The sequence below is a fragment of the Sphingomonas fucosidasi genome, from assembly GCF_036663855.1.
Taxonomy (GTDB): Bacteria; Pseudomonadota; Alphaproteobacteria; order Sphingomonadales; family Sphingomonadaceae; genus Sphingomonas; species Sphingomonas faeni_B.
In genome coordinates this window covers 514198-530257 of record NZ_JAXOJR010000002.1, presented here as the reverse complement: position 1 = coordinate 530257, position 16060 = coordinate 514198, and the positions used below count along the sequence as shown (strand labels likewise).

Annotated in this window: 10 protein-coding genes; 4 read left to right on the top strand and 6 right to left on the bottom strand. The window is 66.1% G+C overall.

Annotated elements, in window-relative coordinates:
- Positions 1–52: 52 nt before the first annotated feature.
- Both U1737_RS05965 and U1737_RS05960 read left to right on the top strand, forming a co-directional pair.
- Entirely contained in the window at positions 53–784 is a 732-nt protein-coding gene (locus U1737_RS05965; RefSeq protein WP_332795966.1) for a CPBP family intramembrane glutamic endopeptidase, read from the top strand.
- A gap of 52 nt (positions 785–836) precedes the next feature.
- Positions 837–2708, top strand: a complete 1872-nt coding sequence (locus U1737_RS05960) for a CocE/NonD family hydrolase (RefSeq protein ID WP_332795965.1) — start codon at positions 837–839, stop codon at positions 2706–2708.
- A 146-nt stretch (positions 2709–2854) separates the two neighbouring features.
- On the opposite strand, the gene U1737_RS05955 is transcribed toward U1737_RS05960, so the two are convergent.
- From U1737_RS05955 to U1737_RS05935, 5 genes are all read right to left on the bottom strand, one after another.
- Positions 2855–3616, bottom strand: a complete 762-nt coding sequence (locus tag U1737_RS05955; protein WP_248524478.1) for an ABC transporter permease — start codon at positions 3614–3616, stop codon at positions 2855–2857.
- 127 nt (positions 3617–3743) lie between these two features.
- Positions 3744–4673 carry an ABC transporter ATP-binding protein gene (locus U1737_RS05950; RefSeq protein WP_307089035.1) on the bottom strand — a complete coding sequence of 310 codons (930 nt, stop codon included), beginning with the start codon at positions 4671–4673 and terminating at the stop codon, positions 3744–3746.
- A 181-nt stretch (positions 4674–4854) separates the two neighbouring features.
- The gene (locus U1737_RS05945; RefSeq protein WP_332795964.1) at positions 4855–5565 is read right to left on the bottom strand and encodes a DsbA family protein; all 711 of its coding nucleotides are present in this window, start codon (positions 5563–5565) and stop codon (positions 4855–4857) included.
- Complete coding sequence (locus U1737_RS05940) at positions 5562–6917, bottom strand: M48 family metalloprotease (protein ID WP_332795963.1); 1356 nt, start codon at positions 6915–6917, stop codon at positions 5562–5564. The genes U1737_RS05945 and U1737_RS05940 overlap by 4 nt, the downstream gene beginning before the upstream one ends.
- A 586-nt stretch (positions 6918–7503) precedes the next feature.
- Entirely contained in the window at positions 7504–10464 is a 2961-nt protein-coding gene (locus U1737_RS05935) for an Rne/Rng family ribonuclease (RefSeq protein ID WP_332796046.1), read from the bottom strand.
- A 557-nt stretch (positions 10465–11021) separates the two neighbouring features.
- Between U1737_RS05935 and U1737_RS05930 the strand changes: the two genes are divergently transcribed.
- Together U1737_RS05930 and U1737_RS05925 are read left to right on the top strand one after the other, a co-directional pair.
- Complete coding sequence (locus U1737_RS05930; protein WP_248524482.1) at positions 11022–12260, top strand: N-acetylmuramoyl-L-alanine amidase family protein; 1239 nt, start codon at positions 11022–11024, stop codon at positions 12258–12260.
- Between the two features lie 286 nt (positions 12261–12546).
- Entirely contained in the window at positions 12547–14520 is a 1974-nt protein-coding gene (locus tag U1737_RS05925; RefSeq protein ID WP_332795962.1) for an OPT family oligopeptide transporter, read from the top strand.
- 240 nt (positions 14521–14760) lie between these two features.
- On the opposite strand, the gene U1737_RS05920 is transcribed toward U1737_RS05925, so the two are convergent.
- A complete protein-coding gene (locus U1737_RS05920) occupies positions 14761–16044 on the bottom strand; it encodes a glycoside hydrolase family 130 protein (RefSeq protein ID WP_248524484.1) in 1284 nt (427 codons plus the stop codon).
- Positions 16045–16060: the final 16 nt, after the last annotated feature.

Here is a 16060-nt window from a genome sequence, read left to right as displayed (position 1 = left end):
CGGGAGAACAAGCAGGCCGAGCGGTGGAACGCATGAGGGGCGAAGTTTCGGCATGATCCTTCCCAACGCCCTCCTCCTCGCCACCCTCATGAGCCTCGTCTGGTTCCTCAAGGGCGACCTCCTCGGTTATCGCCGCATCAAGCGCCTCCCCGACACTGCTTCGCGCCAGAAAACCTACCGCCTGTGGATCGCCAAGGCCGCGATCGCCTTCGTCTTGCCGGCCATCATCGGCCTCGCGCTACTGGGGCGCCTCGACGCCATCGTCACCGTCCCCCGCGAGTTCGACGATCTCCGCAAGCTCCTGCCAAGCCTCGCCGGCGATAGTCGCGCGGAACTGCTCGGCATGATCGGCGGAAGCGCGCTCGGTGGCCTGGTCATCGGTGCGGTCCTCGCGACGCGGCGCAACTGGCGCATCCTCAAGACGATCGGCAATGTCGGGTCGCTCCTCCCGCGCAACCGCCCGGAGATCGCGCACGCCGCCGCCATGTCGGTCGCGGCGGGCATATCCGAAGAACTCGCCTTCCGCCTGTTCCTGCCGCTGCTGGTCGCGCTCGTGTCCGGCAACGCGTTCGTCGCGTTCGGCGTCGCGATCGCAGTGTTCGGCGCGATGCACCTCTATCAGGGACGGGCGGGCGTGATTGCGACCACGCTCGTCGGCGCGCTGATGGCGGCGATCTATCTGATGACCGGCGAGCTATGGCTGGCGATGCTCCTGCACGCGCTGATCGATCTCAATTCGCTGGCATTGCGACCGGCGCTGACCGGAGCGTGGCGCGCGGCTTGACTTCGCCTTCCAGGGTTCGTCCAATCGCGGCACGGTTCACGAAGGGAAATCCATGTCGCGCCACGCCCTCCTGCTCGCGCTCGCGATCACCGCCGCGGTGCCTGCCGCCACGTTTGCGCAGACCACGCAGACCACGCAGACCGCGTCCCAATCCCCCTTCACCTTCGAGGAGGTGATGGTGCCGATGCGCGACGGGGCGAAATTGCAGACGGTCATCATGCGGTCGCGCGGGATGACCGGGCCGCTGCCGATCCTGCTCCAGCGGACCCCCTACGGCGTGCCGGACGCGCCGTTTCCCAACGCCAGCCGGTTCGGTCCGCTGATGAAGGACGGCTACATCTTCGTGTTCCAGTCAATGCGCGGGCGGTTCAAGTCGGACGGCGTCTTCACGCTCTCGACCGCAGTGCATGTCAAGGGCAACGGGGCCGGCGATCCGAAAGCGGTCGACGAGGCCACGGACGCCTACGACACCGTCGGATGGCTGGTGAAGAACGTCCCCGCGAACACCGGGAAGGTCGGCATGTGGGGCGTGTCCTATCCCGGTTTCGCCGCGGCCGTCGCGCTGGCGAACCCGCATCCCGCGCTGAAGGCGGTCTCCCCGCAGGCGGCATGGATCGATTACTGGCAGTCTGACGACCTCCACCGCAACGGCGCGCTGCGGCTGAGCTATGCGACCGACTGGGTGTCGTCGCTGCAACTCGACAAGACGAAGAATTCCGATTTTGCCTATCCGAGCGATACGTACGACTATTTCCTGAAGGCGGGGTCGGCGGAGGCGATCGACCGAAACGTCTTCAAGGGCCGCGTGCCGATGTTCACGTCGCTGCTCGATCACCCGAACCACGATGGCTTCTACACCGCGCAGCGTTGGACGGACTCGCTCGGCAAGACGACCGTCCCGACGCTGAACGTCGCCGGGTTCTGGGATCAGGAGGATCCGTGGGGTTCGTGGCAGATCTACGCGAAGCAGAAGCGCAACGATCCGGACAATCTCGCGCAGATGGTGGCGGGGCCGTGGCGGCATGGCGGGTGGCAGGGCACGGCGGATCACCTCGGGCCGATCCCGCTCGGCACGGCGAGCGGTACGCAATTCCAGGAACAGATCCAGGCGCCGTTCTTCGCCTATTGGCTGCACGGCAAGGGCGCGCGGCCGGACTTCGCGGCGAAGATGTTCCAGTCGGGCTCGAACGTCTGGAAGACCTATGCGGCCTGGCCTCCGACGGGCGCGAAGGCGACGAACCTGTACCTGCACACGGACGGCAGCCTGTCGTTCACTGCGCCGGCCGCGGGCGAGGGATGCCGTGATTACGTGTCCGATCCGGCGAACCCGGTGCCGTTCCGCCGGCGGCCGATGTCGGCGACCTATGCCAGCTCGGACTGGTCGTGGTGGGAGGCGGACGACCAACGCTTCGTCGACCACCGGCCCGATGTGCTCGGGTATGTGTCGGAGCCGCTGACCGCGGACCTCACCGTGACGGGGGCGTTGTCGGCGACTTTGCAGGCGTCGACTAGCGGCACGGACAGCGATTTCGTGGTGAAGCTGATCGACGTGCTGCCCGACGATACCGAGGCGTTCGACGGCCGCACGGCGCAACCGGGCGATTATGCGAAGACGCTCAACGGCTATCAGCTGCCGATCGCGATGGAGGTGCGGCGCGGGCGGTTCCTGGCGAGTGATACGGCGCCGCAACCCCTGGTGCCGGGCAGGGTCGTCGCGTGGGACGTGCCGCTGCGCGACCACGACCATGTGTTCAAGGCGGGGCACCGGATCATGGTGCAAATCCAGTCGACATGGTTCCCGATGATCGACCGCAACCCGCAATCGTTCGTGGATAATATCGGGCGGGCGAAACCGGGGGATTACGTGAAGGCGACGCAGAAGGTTTGCGCGGGCTCGCGCATCACGTTGCCGGTAATGCGGTAGGTTTGACGGCCGAGCAGCATGTACGCACCACCCCGGCGAAGGCCGGGGTCCAATTGGGAAACGTTGCTGACGAGAGACAGCGCGTCGTTACTGCAACCTCACCAATTGGGCCCCGGCCTCCGCCGGGGTGGTGCGTCTGTCTTCCTTCAGTTCTTCATCCGCCAGCCGGTCTTGAAGATCCACGCGATCACCAACAAGCACACCGCCAGGAAGCCCGCCGTCACCGCTAGGCTCACCCCGACCGCGACGTCACCCTGCCCGAAGAAGCTCCAGCGGAAGCCGCTCACCAGGTACACGACCGGGTTGAACAGGCTGAACGTCCGCCACGGCTGGGGCAGCATGTCGATCGAGTAGAACGCGCCGCCCAGAAACGTCAGCGGGGTAATCAGAAGCGCGGGCACGAAGTTCAGCTGCTCGAACCCGTTGGCCCAGACTCCGATGATGAACCCGAACAGGCTGAACGCCACCGCCGTCAGGATCAGGAACGCGAGCATCGCGAACGGGTGCTCGATGCGCAGCGGCACGAAGAACGACGCCGTCACGAGGATGATCAGCCCGAGGATCACCGACTTGGTGGTCGCTGCGCCGACGTAACCAATCACCATCTCCATCGCCGAGACGGGTGCCGACAGCAGCTCGTAGATCGTGCCGGTGAACTTCGGAAAGTAGATGCCGATCGAAGCGTTCGAGATGCTCTGCGTGAGCAGCGAAAGCATGATCAGGCCGGGGACGATGAAGCTGCCGTAATCGACGCCACCGACATTCTGCATGCGACTGCCGATCGCACCGCCGAAGACGATGAAATACAGCGACGTCGTGAGGACCGGCGTGACGAGGCTCTGCCACAAGGTGCGCAGCGCGCGCGCCATTTCGAAGCGGTAGATCGCCCAGATGCCATGGGTATTCATGCGCGCTTGCCTTCCGTCATGCCGGGCTCGTTCCGGCATCCACCGGTGGGCTTGACCCATGCACCATTGACTTGCGGCACGGTGGACCCCGGAACGAGTCCGGGGTGACGGGGGAGTTTTGGGACGGTCATGCGCGCTCTCCGACGAGATCGACGAAGATGTCTTCGAGGCTCGACTTGCTGGTTTCGAGGTCCTTGAAGCCGATGCCGAGTTCGGCGAGTTTGCGGAGCAACGAGGGAATGCCGGTGTGATCGGCCTGCGCGTCGAACACGTAGCGAAGGCGCTTGCCGTCGTCCTGTAGCGACACGTCCCAGTCGGCGAGTTCTGCGGGGATCGTCGTCATCGGATCTTGGAGCGCGATGTCCAACTCGCGCTTGCCGAGCTTCTTCATCAGCGACGCCTTGTCGTCGACGAGCAGCAGCTTGCCCTTGTTGATGACGCCCACGCGGTCGGCCATTTCCTCGGCCTCCTCGATGTAATGCGTCGTCAGGATGATCGTCGTGCCGCCCTCGCGCAGGCGATGGACGAGCTTCCACATGTCGCGGCGCAGCGCCACGTCGACGCCCGCGGTGGGCTCGTCGAGGAACAGGATTTCGGGCTCGTGGCTCAGCGCTTTCGCGATAAGCACGCGGCGCTTCATGCCGCCCGAGAGTTCGCGGATCTTCGCGTCGCGCTTGTCCCAGAGTGAGAGGTCGCGGAGGACTTGTTCGATGTAATCGCTATGCCCCGAGCGGCCGAACAGGCGGCGGCTGAAGGTAACGGTGGCGAGCACCGTCTCGAACATGTCGACGTTGAGTTCCTGCGGCACCAGGCCGATGCGGCTGCGCGCCTGCTTATAGTCGCGGATCGCGTCGTAGCCGGCGACCTTGATCGTGCCGGCGGACGGCGTGACGATGCCGCAGATGATGCTGATCAGCGTCGTCTTGCCTGCACCATTGGGGCCGAGGAGCGCGAAGATTTCGCCTTTCTGGATGTCCAGGTCGACTGGGTGGAGGGCGGTGGTGCCGCTCTTGTAGGTCTTGGTGACGCCCGCGATGGACAGGATCGGTTCGGTCATTGGCACCCCTTTTTCGTGAGGGGAAGATGGGGGTGGGGAGAGGGGAAAGTAAGGGCCGCCGAACCCACTCCGTCATGCCGGGCTTGTTCCGGCATCCACCCTTCCGCGAACCAACGGCCGGAGAGTTTGCGGAACGGTGGACCCCGGAACAAGCCCGGGGTGACGGAGTGGGTGGGTGGGTTCAGCCCGCGCGCGCCGCCGCTACCGCCTTCTGCAGGTCCTCCAGCGGCAGCGCGCCGGACAGGACCCGGTCACCTACCACCCAACTCGGGGTGCCGGTCATGCCGAGCTTGGCGGCCGTCTCCATGTTCTTGGCGATTTCCGCGTCGGCGGTTTTGGTGAAGCTAGCCTGCGTCGTGTCGACCCCGGCCTTGCTCGCAGCGGCGGCGATCGAGGCATCGCTGACCGGGCCACCGGCGTAGAGCGCGTCGTGGAAGGTGGCGAACTTGCCCTGTTGCGCGGCGGCGAGGCTTGCGCGGGCGGCGATGCGGCTTTCGGCGCTCAGGATCGGGAGTTCGCGGAAGACGACGCGGACTTTCGGGTCGGCGGCGATCAGCTTGGCGATCATCGGCAGGCTCGCACGGCAATAGCCGCAGTTGTAATCGAAATACTCGACCAGCGTGACATCGCCCTTGGGGTTGCCGGCCCAGGCGCTGCCGAACGGGGTGACGATCGCGTCGCGGTTGGCGGTGACGGTCTTGCCGGATTCACGGTCGCGCAGTTTCTCCATCGCTTCGGGGAGGATCTCGGGGTGCGCCAACACGTAGTCGTGGACGATCGACTCGACCTGCGCGCGCTCGACGCCACCGCCCTGGCGATCATAGCCCCAGACCGCGAGGCCTCCGATGACGGCACCTGCGACGGCGATCGCCGGAAATGTGAATTTGCTCATTTGCGGCGCTTATACTGCTTGGGATTGTCATCCATCTCGTTCTGCGCGGCCATCGCGATATCCTGCGCGCGGATCCAGTCGGTGGTGTTCGCCGGAATGTTCGCGAGTGCATATTGCGCGCTCGCCGACGCGGTCCGCATGTCGCCGCCCATGCTGGCGCGCTCGGCCGTCGCCAGGGCCGCCCGCGCGGTATCGCCGGTCAGTTCGTAGACGGTGCCGAGTTGCATCCAGGCGAACGGGTTCTGGTCGTCGCGGCCGACTGCGGTGCGCAGGACCTTGGTCGCCTCGGGGTAGTTCGCCTTGTTCTCGGTCGCGATCAGCGCATGGCCGAAGGTGGTGGCGATCAGCGGGTTGTTGCGCGAACCCTCCGTGGCTTCGCGCAAGGGGACGAGCGACTCGACCGGCTTGCCCGCCTCGAGCAGGATCTGCCCCTTGATCTCGAGGAAATAGGGATCGGTCGGTTCGGCCTTCACCAGCGCGTTGGCCTCGGCATCGGCTTTTTCGGGGTAGCCGGCTTTGTGATACGCATAGGCACGGGCGTAGTGGGCGTAGATCGACTGGTTACTGGGCGGGTAGGCCTGAAGAGTCTGGTCGGCGGGCATGACATAGCCGGCGAGCTTGGCCTTCACGCGGCGGAAGCGTTCCTCCAGCGCTGCGTCAGGCTTGTTGGCCCAGGCGGGGGAGGCTTGCAGATCGGCGGTCAGCGTCGCGACGCGCTCGCCCGAGAGGGGGTGCGACTGCATGAACGGGTCGATGTTGGCGGTGCCGTAGCGATATTCCTGCTGCTGCAATTTCTTGAAGAAGCTCAGCATGCCGCGGCCGGAGACGTTGGCTTCGCGGAGGAATTTCGCGCCGGTCGCGTCGGCGGTGGATTCCTGGACGCGGCTGAACGAGAGGTAGCTGCCCATCGCGGCCTGCTGGCCCGCGGCCATGATGCCGGCGCCTGCTTCGCCGCTGCCGGCGGCCATCGCGGCGAGGCCGAGGACCATCGACAGCAGGTACATGCCCATCGCCGGCTTGGTGCCGCGATCGGCGAGTACGACATGCCCGTCGGCGATGTGGCCGAGCTCGTGGGCGATGACGCCCTGGACTTCGTTGGCGTTGTCGGCGGCCTGGATCAGGCCTGAGTGGACGTAGACGGTCTGCCCGCCGGCGACGAACGCGTTGATCGACTCGTCGTTGATGAGGACGACCTTCACGTCGCGGGTGGAGAGCCCGGCCGCCCTGACGAGCGGCTTCGACATTTCCGCGAACATTGTTTCGGTCTCGGCGTCGCGGAGGATCGACTGGGCCTGGAGGGGCGTCGTCCAGAGGAGGAGGGCGGTGGCTGCGGCGGCTACTAGGCGCTTCATAATGCGGGGTATCGTCGATTGGGGGCGGGGGGGCAATGGTCGTGCGGTGAGGGGTGCGGTGGAGTGTGGGTAGTCAGGAGCTGGCGTCGCTTCCCCCGATCACCGTCATCCCAACGAAAGCTGGGATCTCCCCGTTTGGCGGGCGTCGCGTGCCACAGGGGGATACCCCAGCTTTCGCTGGGGTGACGGGTTCGGTTTGGGGCGGCGGGTCTTGATTTGGAGTGGCGTGGGGACGCGTTCGAGACGGTGCTGCCAAGACGGTGTCGTCTAATAGCTACCACCCCGGCGGAGGCCGGGGTCCAATTGGGGGACCGGGCTAACGGGGGGCAGCGTGCCGTTATTGCCACCTCTCCAATTGGGCCCCGGCCTTCGCCGGGGTGGTGGTGTGGGTGGAGGGGGCAGGCGTTCCTCGTTAAGAGCACTAGAACCCAAACCTAGCATCGCCCCGTGTCTTGTGTCCCCGCCTTCGCGGGTGAACAAGCTTTGTCGCACGGCGCGTCACCGATAGTTTCAGCTTTACCTTAACAAACGAAAACGGGCGCGGCCTTTCGGTCGCGCCCGTTTCTTTGGAGGCTAGCGTCCGGCGTTAGCCGAAGGTGCGCTGCCACCAGCCGCGGCGGGGGGCGCCGTCGGGGTCGTCGTTGGTGTCCGAAGTCGCGACGTCCTGGGGCTGGACCTCGGCCTTGGGAGGGGTGGTCGTGATCGGCTCGGCGAGCGGTTCGCTGGTCGGGGCGGCGTCGCCGGCTTCGACCACGGCTGCCTTGCGCGGGCGACCGCGGGGCTTGGCGGCCTTGGCAGGGGCTTCCTCGACGACCGCCTCTTCAACCGCTGGGGCTTCGACTACCGCGTCCGACGCCTTGCGACGTGCACGCTTGGGCTTGGGCGCCGACGCTTTGATGGTTTCGGCGGGCGTTGCGCTCACCTCGTCCATCGTCGCTTCTGCAACCGCTTCGCGACGGCGACGGCCTGCCTTTGGCGCAGCAGGTTCGGCAGCGACGGGTTCCGGAACGATCGGCTCCAGAACCACTGGCTCCGGTGCAACCGTCTCGGCTTCCGCCTCGACCGCGCGTGGCTTGCGACCACGGCGAGCCTTGGGGGCTGCATCGGCGACCGCCTCGGCGATGTTCGCCGCTGCGGCTGCCGCACGGGCACGCGGACGACGGCGCATCTTCGGGCCCTCGGCCACTTCCGCGACCGGGGCTTCCTCGACGGCCTGCTCGAACGCGGGCTCGTAAGGCGGCTCGGCATAGGTCGACTCGACCGGCTCGTACGCTTCCGGCTCGGGTGCCTCAGCAATCAGCTGGGCATCGTCGATGCTGCTGACGGCTACCGACTGGCCATTCTCGGACCCGCCCTGCTCGTTGCGACGACCGCCACGACGTCCCCGACGACCGCGACGACGACGGCCTTCGCCCTCGACGCCGTTGGCCTGCTCGGCAGGTGCGCTGCCCTCGAGCGCTTCGCCACCGCCGACTTCGACGATGTCGCCCTCGACCTCGTCGATTTCCTCGACGTTGGTGTCGGCGTCCTCGAACGTGCCATCCTCGTTGACGCCCTCTGCTGCACCTTCCTCACCGGGACGTGCACGACCACGACGACCGCGGCGACGGCGGCGCTTCTTGCCGCCTTCACCGTCCGCATCGCGACCGTTTTCACGCGGTGCGCGCTGCTCGCCATTACCCTCGCGGGGCTCACGACCGCCCTCGCGACGACGCGGCTGCTCGGCTTCGGCCTCCTCGACTTCTTCTTCCTCGATCTCGTCCTCGATCTCCTCGGGAAGATCGTCATCGTCTTCCTCGATGATCTGGACGAACTTGGGCGCATGCGCGGGCGGCGGGCCGCTGGCCTCGACCGTCATGTGCGCGCCTTCCTCGTCCTGGCCGGGAATGATCTCGACGATCACGCCGTAGCGATCCTCGATCTCCGAGATGTCGGCGCGCTTGCGGTTGAGGATGTAGACCGCGGCTTCCTGGCTCGCGCGCAGCGTCAGCAGCGAGCCGCGACCGCGGGCGGCCTCGTCCTCGATTAGGCGCAGCGCTGAGATGCCCGACGACGACGCGGTGCGGACCAGGCCGGTTCCCTCGCAATGCGGGCAGGGGCGGGTGGACGCCTCGAGCACGCCGGTACGCAGGCGCTGACGGCTCATTTCCATGAGGCCGAACGACGAGATGCGGCCGATCTGGATGCGCGCGCGATCGTTCTTGAGCGCCTCCTTCATCGCCTTCTCGACCTTACGGACGTTGGAATTGTTATCCATGTCGATGAAGTCGATGACGACGAGCCCGGCCATGTCGCGCAGGCGGAGCTGGCGACCGATTTCCTGTGCGGCTTCGAGGTTGGTCGCGGTCGCGGTCTGCTCGATCGAATGCTCGCGCGTCGACCGGCCCGAGTTGATGTCGATCGAGACGAGCGCCTCGGTCGGGTTGATGACGAGGTAGCCGCCCGACTTCAGCTGGACGACGGGATGGTACATCGCCGACAGCTGATCCTCGACGCCGGCGCGCTGGAACAGCGGCACGGGGTCGGCGTAATGCTTGATGCGACGGGCGTGCGTCGGCATCAGCAGGCGCATGAACTCGCGCGCCTGGCGATAGCCGTCCTCGCCCTCGACGATGACCTCTTCGATTTCCTTGTTGTAGATGTCGCGGATCGCGCGCTTGATTAGGTCGCTGTCGCCGTAGACGAGCGCGGGGGCCGACGCCTTGAGCGTGGCCTCGCGGATGCCGTCCCAGAGGCGGGCGAGGTAATCGAAGTCGCGCTTGATCTCGACCTTCGAGCGCTGCAGCCCTGCGGTGCGGACGATGCAGCCCATCGACGGCGGCAACTGCATGTCGGCCATGATCGTCTTGAGGCGCTTGCGATCGCCCGCGTTGCTGATCTTGCGCGAAATGCCGCCGCCGTGGCTCGTGTTCGGCATCAGCACGCAGTAGCGACCGGCCAGCGACAGGTACGTGGTCAGCGCTGCGCCCTTGTTGCCGCGCTCCTCCTTGACGACTTGGACGAGCAGCACCTGGCGGCGATGGATCACGTCCTGGATCTTGTAGCGGCGGCGCAGGTTCATGCGGCGCTCGCGCAGGTCCTCGACCGCGGCGTCGTCGCCGTTCGACTTGCGCTTGCGGCGCGGGGCTTCACCGGCTTCGTTGCCCTCGAGTTCGTCAGCGACGTCGGGATCTACCCCGCCATCGTCCTCGAAGCGCTCGATGTCGTCCTCGTCGTCACCCTCTTCGTCGTCCGAGTCGTAGTCGGCGCGCAGCGCAGCTTCCTCGGCGGCGTGCTCGGCTTCCTCGCGGAGCAGCGCGTCGCGATCTTCCTTGGGGATCTGGTAGTAATCGGGGTGGATCTCGCTGAAGGCGAGAAAGCCGTGGCGATTGCCGCCGTAATCGATGAACGCCGCCTGGAGCGACGGTTCGACCCGCGTGACCTTGGCGAGGTAGATATTGCCCTTGAGCTGCTTGCGTTCGGCACTCTCGAAATCGAATTCCTCGATCCGGTTACCCTTGACGACTGCGATCCGGGTTTCTTCCCGGTGGCGTGCGTCGATCAGCATGCGCGTTGTCATTATAGATTCTCCGCGCGCGCGCCGGGCCTGTCGGCAGCCGTCGCGCGCTTGATGGTGGTGCGGTCGGGCACGGACGCCCGGACTCGCGGATGGTGTGCGAAACTGCCTCTGCGCGAAGTGCATGCCGCGGGAACTCTCCCTGCGGCGCCCGCACGACCGCGAGTCCGTCGGCGAAGGCCGGTCGGAGTGCGGGGCGGGGCGGGGGGAATGCGTCATTCGAGCGTCAACCTGAAGTGCCGCGCCGGCGAAGGATCCGCAGGCGGGCGTGAAGACCGGCGCGTCGCTGGTAAAATCCAGGCGACACACGGCTGTACGACAGGACTAGCACTGCATACCCGATCTCGCAACTAGCCCGATATTGGCTGGTTTCCGCCGCGTTTCGGCTCGAATTTAGGGCGGGAAGGCGCAGTCTTGCCGGCCCGGCAGAGCCTTGCCGGCAAATTCATGGCAAACGGCAAATTAACCGCACCCTGCAACGCGCTCTTGGGACGTGGGGGCTTACCTATCGCTGCGGTGATCGGATGTATCGATCGAAGGGGTGTAGCATGGCTTTTCGCTGGACCGGCGGCAGTTCCGCACGGCAAGGACGCGGGGTGTTCGCGGTAATCGCCCTCATGGCCGGCTGGCTGACGAGCGTCCCCGCGTGGGCGGCGACCGTGCAGAGCGTGTCGATCAAGGGCGGCCAGATCGTCATCCGCTTCGACGAAGCGGTCGGCAATGCCGCCAGCCAAATTCTCACAGGGCCACAGCAGATCGCGGTCGACGTGTCGGGCCTGACGCCGGGGCGCGATTTCGCGGGGCGCGGGGTCGTGACCAGCGTGACGCAGATGCGACGCGGCACGGGCGCGCGGATCGTGTTCGATCTGGCCGCGCCGGCGATCGTCACCGATGGCGGGTTCGATTCCGAAGGTCGTGAGTTGACGCTGGCGTTGCGCAAGGTCGACGACACCCAGTTCGTGCAGGCGGGAATCGCCGGGCCTCTCAACTTCTTCCCGTTTACGTTCGGAACGAAGACGCGGCCGAAATACAAGGTGTCGGTTGCGGTGCCACCCAAGGCGCGGGGGATGAAACTGCCGCGCGTGCAGGGCGACGACACGCGCCCGCTGGTAGTGATCGATGCGGGCCATGGCGGTGTCGATCCGGGCGCGATCGGACCGAACGGACTGCGCGAGAAGGATGTGACGCTGAAGGTCGCGCGCGCCATTCGCGACGAATTGCTGGCATCAGGGCGCGTACGCGTGGCGCTGACGCGGGACGACGACCGGTATCTGGTTCTGCGCGAGCGCTACGGCGTGGCGCGGCGGTTGAGGGGCGATCTGTTCATCTCGATTCACTGCGACAGCACCGGGTCGGAATATGCGACCGGCGCGACTGCCTACACCTTGTCCGAAGTGGCGTCCGACAAGGAAGCCGCGCGGCTGGCGGCGCGCGAGAACAAGGCGGACGTGATCTCGGGCGTGAACCTCGGTGAGGCGCCCGCGGACGTGTCGTCGATCCTGATCGACCTGACGCAGCGCGAGACGATGAACGCCTCGGCAACGTTTGCACGGTTGCTCGGGCGCGAAGCCAAGCCGTTGATGCCGCTCAAGGCGAACTTCCACCGGATGGCGTCGTTGATGGTCTTGAAGGCGCCCGACATGCCGTCGATCCTCTTCGAGACGGGCTATATCTCGAACCCGCAGGACGCGGCGTTCCTCGACAGTGCCGATGGCCGGAACCGCATCGCGGAGAGCGTGACGCGCGCGGTCGAGGTGCATTTCGCGCGGCGGATGGCGGCGCGGTAGGTTCGGGGAGAGGGCAACCTCCTGCTCCTTGTTCTCCCGCGAAGGCGGGAGCCCAGACTGGGATCCCGCCTTCGCGGGAGAACACGCTAGCTGCAGTCGATACGGTTTCCTCCCGCCCCTCCGTCATGCCGGGCTCGTTCCGGCATCCACCGTTCCGCATCATCGAGAGAAGTGAGTTTGCGGAACCGTGGACCCCGGAACAGGTCCGGGGTGACGGAGGGGGGTGGTGGTTGCGCTCCAGAAGCTCACGCGGCATTCGGGAACCTGAATTTTCAGGACACACCAGATGACCGACGCTACGCGGGGCGTACCCGACACAGGCCCCGAGACGAGCATGCGCGAGCTTACCTTCCGCGGGATCGTGCTCGGCGGGATCATCACGTTGCTGTTCACCGCGGCCAACGTGTATCTCGGGCTCAAGATCGGGCTGACGTTCGCGACGTCGATCCCGGCCGCGGTGATATCGATGGCGGTGCTGCGGTTGTTCAAGGATTCGACGATCCTCGAGAACAACATCGTCCAGACGATCGCGTCCGCCGCCGGCACGCTGGCGGCGATCATCTTCGTGCTGCCGGGGCTGGTGATGATCGGCTGGTGGCAGGGCTTTCCGTTCTTCACCACCGCGGCGATCACGATGTTCGGCGGCGTGCTCGGCGTGCTGTTCTCGGTCCCGCTGCGCCGTGCGCTCGTCGTCGACACGGTGTTGCCGTACCCTGAGGGCCGCGCGGCCGCCGAGGTGTTGAAGGTCGGCGCTGGCAGTCGCGAGGGTGGCGAGGAGAGCGCGCGCGGGCTGGGCATTATCGTCGTCAACGCCGTCGTCTCGGCTGGGTTCGCGATCCTGACGCAGACCAAGCTGGTCGCCGCCGAAGCCGCGACGTGGTTTCGCGTCGGTGCAGGCGCGACCGGGATCTCGGGCGGACTGTCGTTCGCGTTGCTCGGCGCGGGGCACCTAGTCGGTATCTCGGTCGGCATGGCGATGTTCGCGGGCGTCATCATCGGCTGGTGGATCCTGCTACCGATCCTGACCTCTGGCGGCAGCGTCACTGGCACCGCGGAGGTCATCGCGACCACTGTGTTCCGCTCGGACGTCCGTTTCTTCGGCGCGGGCGTGATCGGCGTTGCGGCGATCTGGACATTGTTGAAGATCGCCGGGCCTGTCGTCGGGGGCGTGCGTTCGGCGCTCGCGGCCTCGGCGGCGAAGCGGAGCGGGGAAGTGCTGGCCCTGGAGGAGCGCGACATTCCGATCGGGATCGTCGGCATCGCGTCGCTCGCGATGCTGGTGCCGATCGGCATCCTGCTGTGGACCGTCTTGCAGGGTGGGCCGCTGGAGGCGTCGGCGATCGGCCTGATCGCGGGCAGCCTGCTGTTCATCCTCGTCATCGGCCTCGTGATCGCAGCGGTCTGCGGATACATGGCGGGGCTGATCGGCGCGTCGAACTCCCCTGTTTCGGGGATCGGCATCCTCGCCATCCTCGCGGCGTCGATCCTGCTGGTGTCGTGGTTCGGGCGTGCTGTGGAGCCGGGCACAACGCAGGCTCTGGTCGCGTACGGCTTGATCGTGACGGGCATCGTGTTCGGCATCGCGACGATCTCGAACGATAATCTGCAGGATCTGAAGACGGGCCAGCTGGTCGGCGCGACGCCGTGGAAGCAGCAGGTGGCGTTGCTGATTGGCGTTGTCTTCGGCTCGATCGTCGTGCCGCCGGTGCTCAATCTGCTCGGCAGCACGCTCGGGTTCGCTGGCGCGCCGGGGGCGGGGCCGAATGCGCTGGCGGCGCCTCAGGCGGCGTTGATCTCGGCGCTGGCGAAGGGCGTGCTGGGGGGCAATCTCAACTGGGCGATGATCGGCTATGGCGCGCTGACGGGCGTTTTCGTGATTCTGGCCGACGAGTTGCTGGGCAAGGCGGGGAAGTTGCGGTTGCCGCCTTTGGGCGTCGGGCTCGGCGTGTATCTGCCGATGTCGGTGACGTTGCCGGTGACGATCGGAGCTGTCGTCGGGTTTGCGTATGATCGGTGGGCGGATCGGTCTCGGGATCCAGAACTCGCCAAGCGGATGGGGGTGCTGACCGCGACCGGAATGATCGTTGGAGAGTCGCTGTGGGGCGTTGGCTTTGCGGGGATCGTGTACCTGACCAACAAGGAGACGCCGTTGGCGTTGGTTGGCGATGGATTTGCGAGCGTGGCGCTCGTTGGCGGGACGCTGCTGTTCGCGGTGCTGACCTGGGTGATGTACCGGCGGACGATGGCGGCTTCGCGGTAACGTCTGAGGATAGCGTGTTTCCCCGCGAAGGCGGGGATCCAGACTGGGCTCCCGCCTTCGCGGGAGAACATGATGGGGTCGGGACCTAGCCTTAGCTCACCACCCCGGCGGAGGCCGGGGCCCAATTGGGAAGGTGGTCGTAACGGAGCGCAGTTCGCCGTTATCTGCGTCCCCCAATTGGGCCCCGGCCTTCGCCGGGGTGGTATTCTGATGCGAGTAGGAAAATCTAACCCACCCCTCTCACTTCATCGCAGCAAGCATGTCCTTGATCGGCACGAACGCGAAGCCCACGGAACTGTCCGCGATTCCGTACGGCATGAAAATCGTGTCGCCGTGCTTCAACGCGCCGCAGCTGTAGACGACGTTGGGCACATACCCCTCGCGGTCCTGGTCCTTCGCCGCCAGGATCGGCTGCTTCGTCCGGCCGATCACCTTCGACGGATCGTCCTTGTCGAGCAGCACCGCGCCGATCGAGTATTTCCGCATCGCGCCGACGCCGTGCGTCAGCAACAGCCAGCCCTCGTCGAGCTCGATCGGCGGGCCGCAATTGCCGATCTGCACCAGCTCCCACGGATACTCGGGCGTCAGGATCTTCTCGCCGTCGTCCCAGTCGGTCAGCGTGTCGGACTTCAGCAGGAACAGGTTTTCGCCGTCCTGCCGACCGATCATCATATACTGGCCGTTCACCTTCCGCGGGAATAGCGCCATGCCCTTGTTGCGCGCGGCCGGGCCGGTCATCGGCACCAGATCGAACGCGCGGAAATCGCGGGTGCGCATCAGCTCCGACTGGATCACCGAGCCGTTATACGCGGTGTAGGTGCCGATCCACTCGTATTCGCCGTTCTCGTGCTGGAACCGGACGATGCGGAGATCCTCGAGACCCTTCGACTGCGCCTGCGTGATCGGGAAGATCACCGTGCCGCTCAGCGTGCTGTCGCGGTGGCGATAGACGGTGACGGGCCCCTCGGGCATCTCGTCCTCGCCGCTGCCGACAGCGTCGGTCGCGGTCGCGAACGGCGGCTCGGGCGCGAGCTTCATCTGGTTTTCGCAGGTGATGATGCCTTCGCGGAACGCCACCGACGAGATGTGACCCTCGCCGACCGCGCGCAGCGACATAAGAATCCGCATCGAGCCCGGCGGCATGCCCGACTGGTCGAAATGCGGCACCGCGCTGGGGTTCATCAGAGCAGCAGCGGCATAGCTGTATTCGTGACAGAAATACGCGCCGATCAGCTGGCGCTTCTCGTCGCCGATCTCCGCACCGTTCAGCCCGAGCATATCCTCGATCTGGTCGTAGCGCGTCATGAACACGCGCCGCGTCTGCCAGTGGCGCGCCTCGAAATCCTTCAGCACGACCTCGAGCTGCGCGCGCGCCTGCGCGGGCGACATTTCCAGCACTTCGCCGACGAGCCGCTCGGTGCGGCTCGGTGCGCCGCCATGACCGCCCCAGGCAATATGGAACGGCCGCACGACGACACGCGAAGGATCCGCGTGCAGCCGCAGCTGGTGGTTGAACAGATCCATCGTAGCAGTGCCCCGC

Bases quoted from the DNA above. Each gene is read 5' to 3' on its own strand.
- U1737_RS05965 (WP_332795966.1), top strand. From the start codon at position 53: ATGATCCTTCCCAACGCCCTCCTCCTCGCCACCCTCATGAGCCTCGTC.
- U1737_RS05960 (WP_332795965.1), top strand. From the start codon at position 837: ATGTCGCGCCACGCCCTCCTGCTCGCGCTCGCGATCACCGCCGCGGTG.
- U1737_RS05955 (WP_248524478.1), bottom strand. From the start codon at position 3,616: ATGAATACCCATGGCATCTGGGCGATCTACCGCTTCGAAATGGCGCGC.
- U1737_RS05950 (WP_307089035.1), bottom strand. From the start codon at position 4,673: ATGACCGAACCGATCCTGTCCATCGCGGGCGTCACCAAGACCTACAAG.
- U1737_RS05945 (WP_332795964.1), bottom strand. From the start codon at position 5,565: ATGAGCAAATTCACATTTCCGGCGATCGCCGTCGCAGGTGCCGTCATC.
- U1737_RS05940 (WP_332795963.1), bottom strand. From the start codon at position 6,917: ATGAAGCGCCTAGTAGCCGCCGCAGCCACCGCCCTCCTCCTCTGGACG.
- U1737_RS05935 (WP_332796046.1), bottom strand. From the start codon at position 10,464: ATGCTGATCGACGCACGCCACCGGGAAGAAACCCGGATCGCAGTCGTC.
- U1737_RS05930 (WP_248524482.1), top strand. From the start codon at position 11,022: ATGGCTTTTCGCTGGACCGGCGGCAGTTCCGCACGGCAAGGACGCGGG.
- U1737_RS05925 (WP_332795962.1), top strand. From the start codon at position 12,547: ATGACCGACGCTACGCGGGGCGTACCCGACACAGGCCCCGAGACGAGC.
- U1737_RS05920 (WP_248524484.1), bottom strand. From the start codon at position 16,044: ATGGATCTGTTCAACCACCAGCTGCGGCTGCACGCGGATCCTTCGCGT.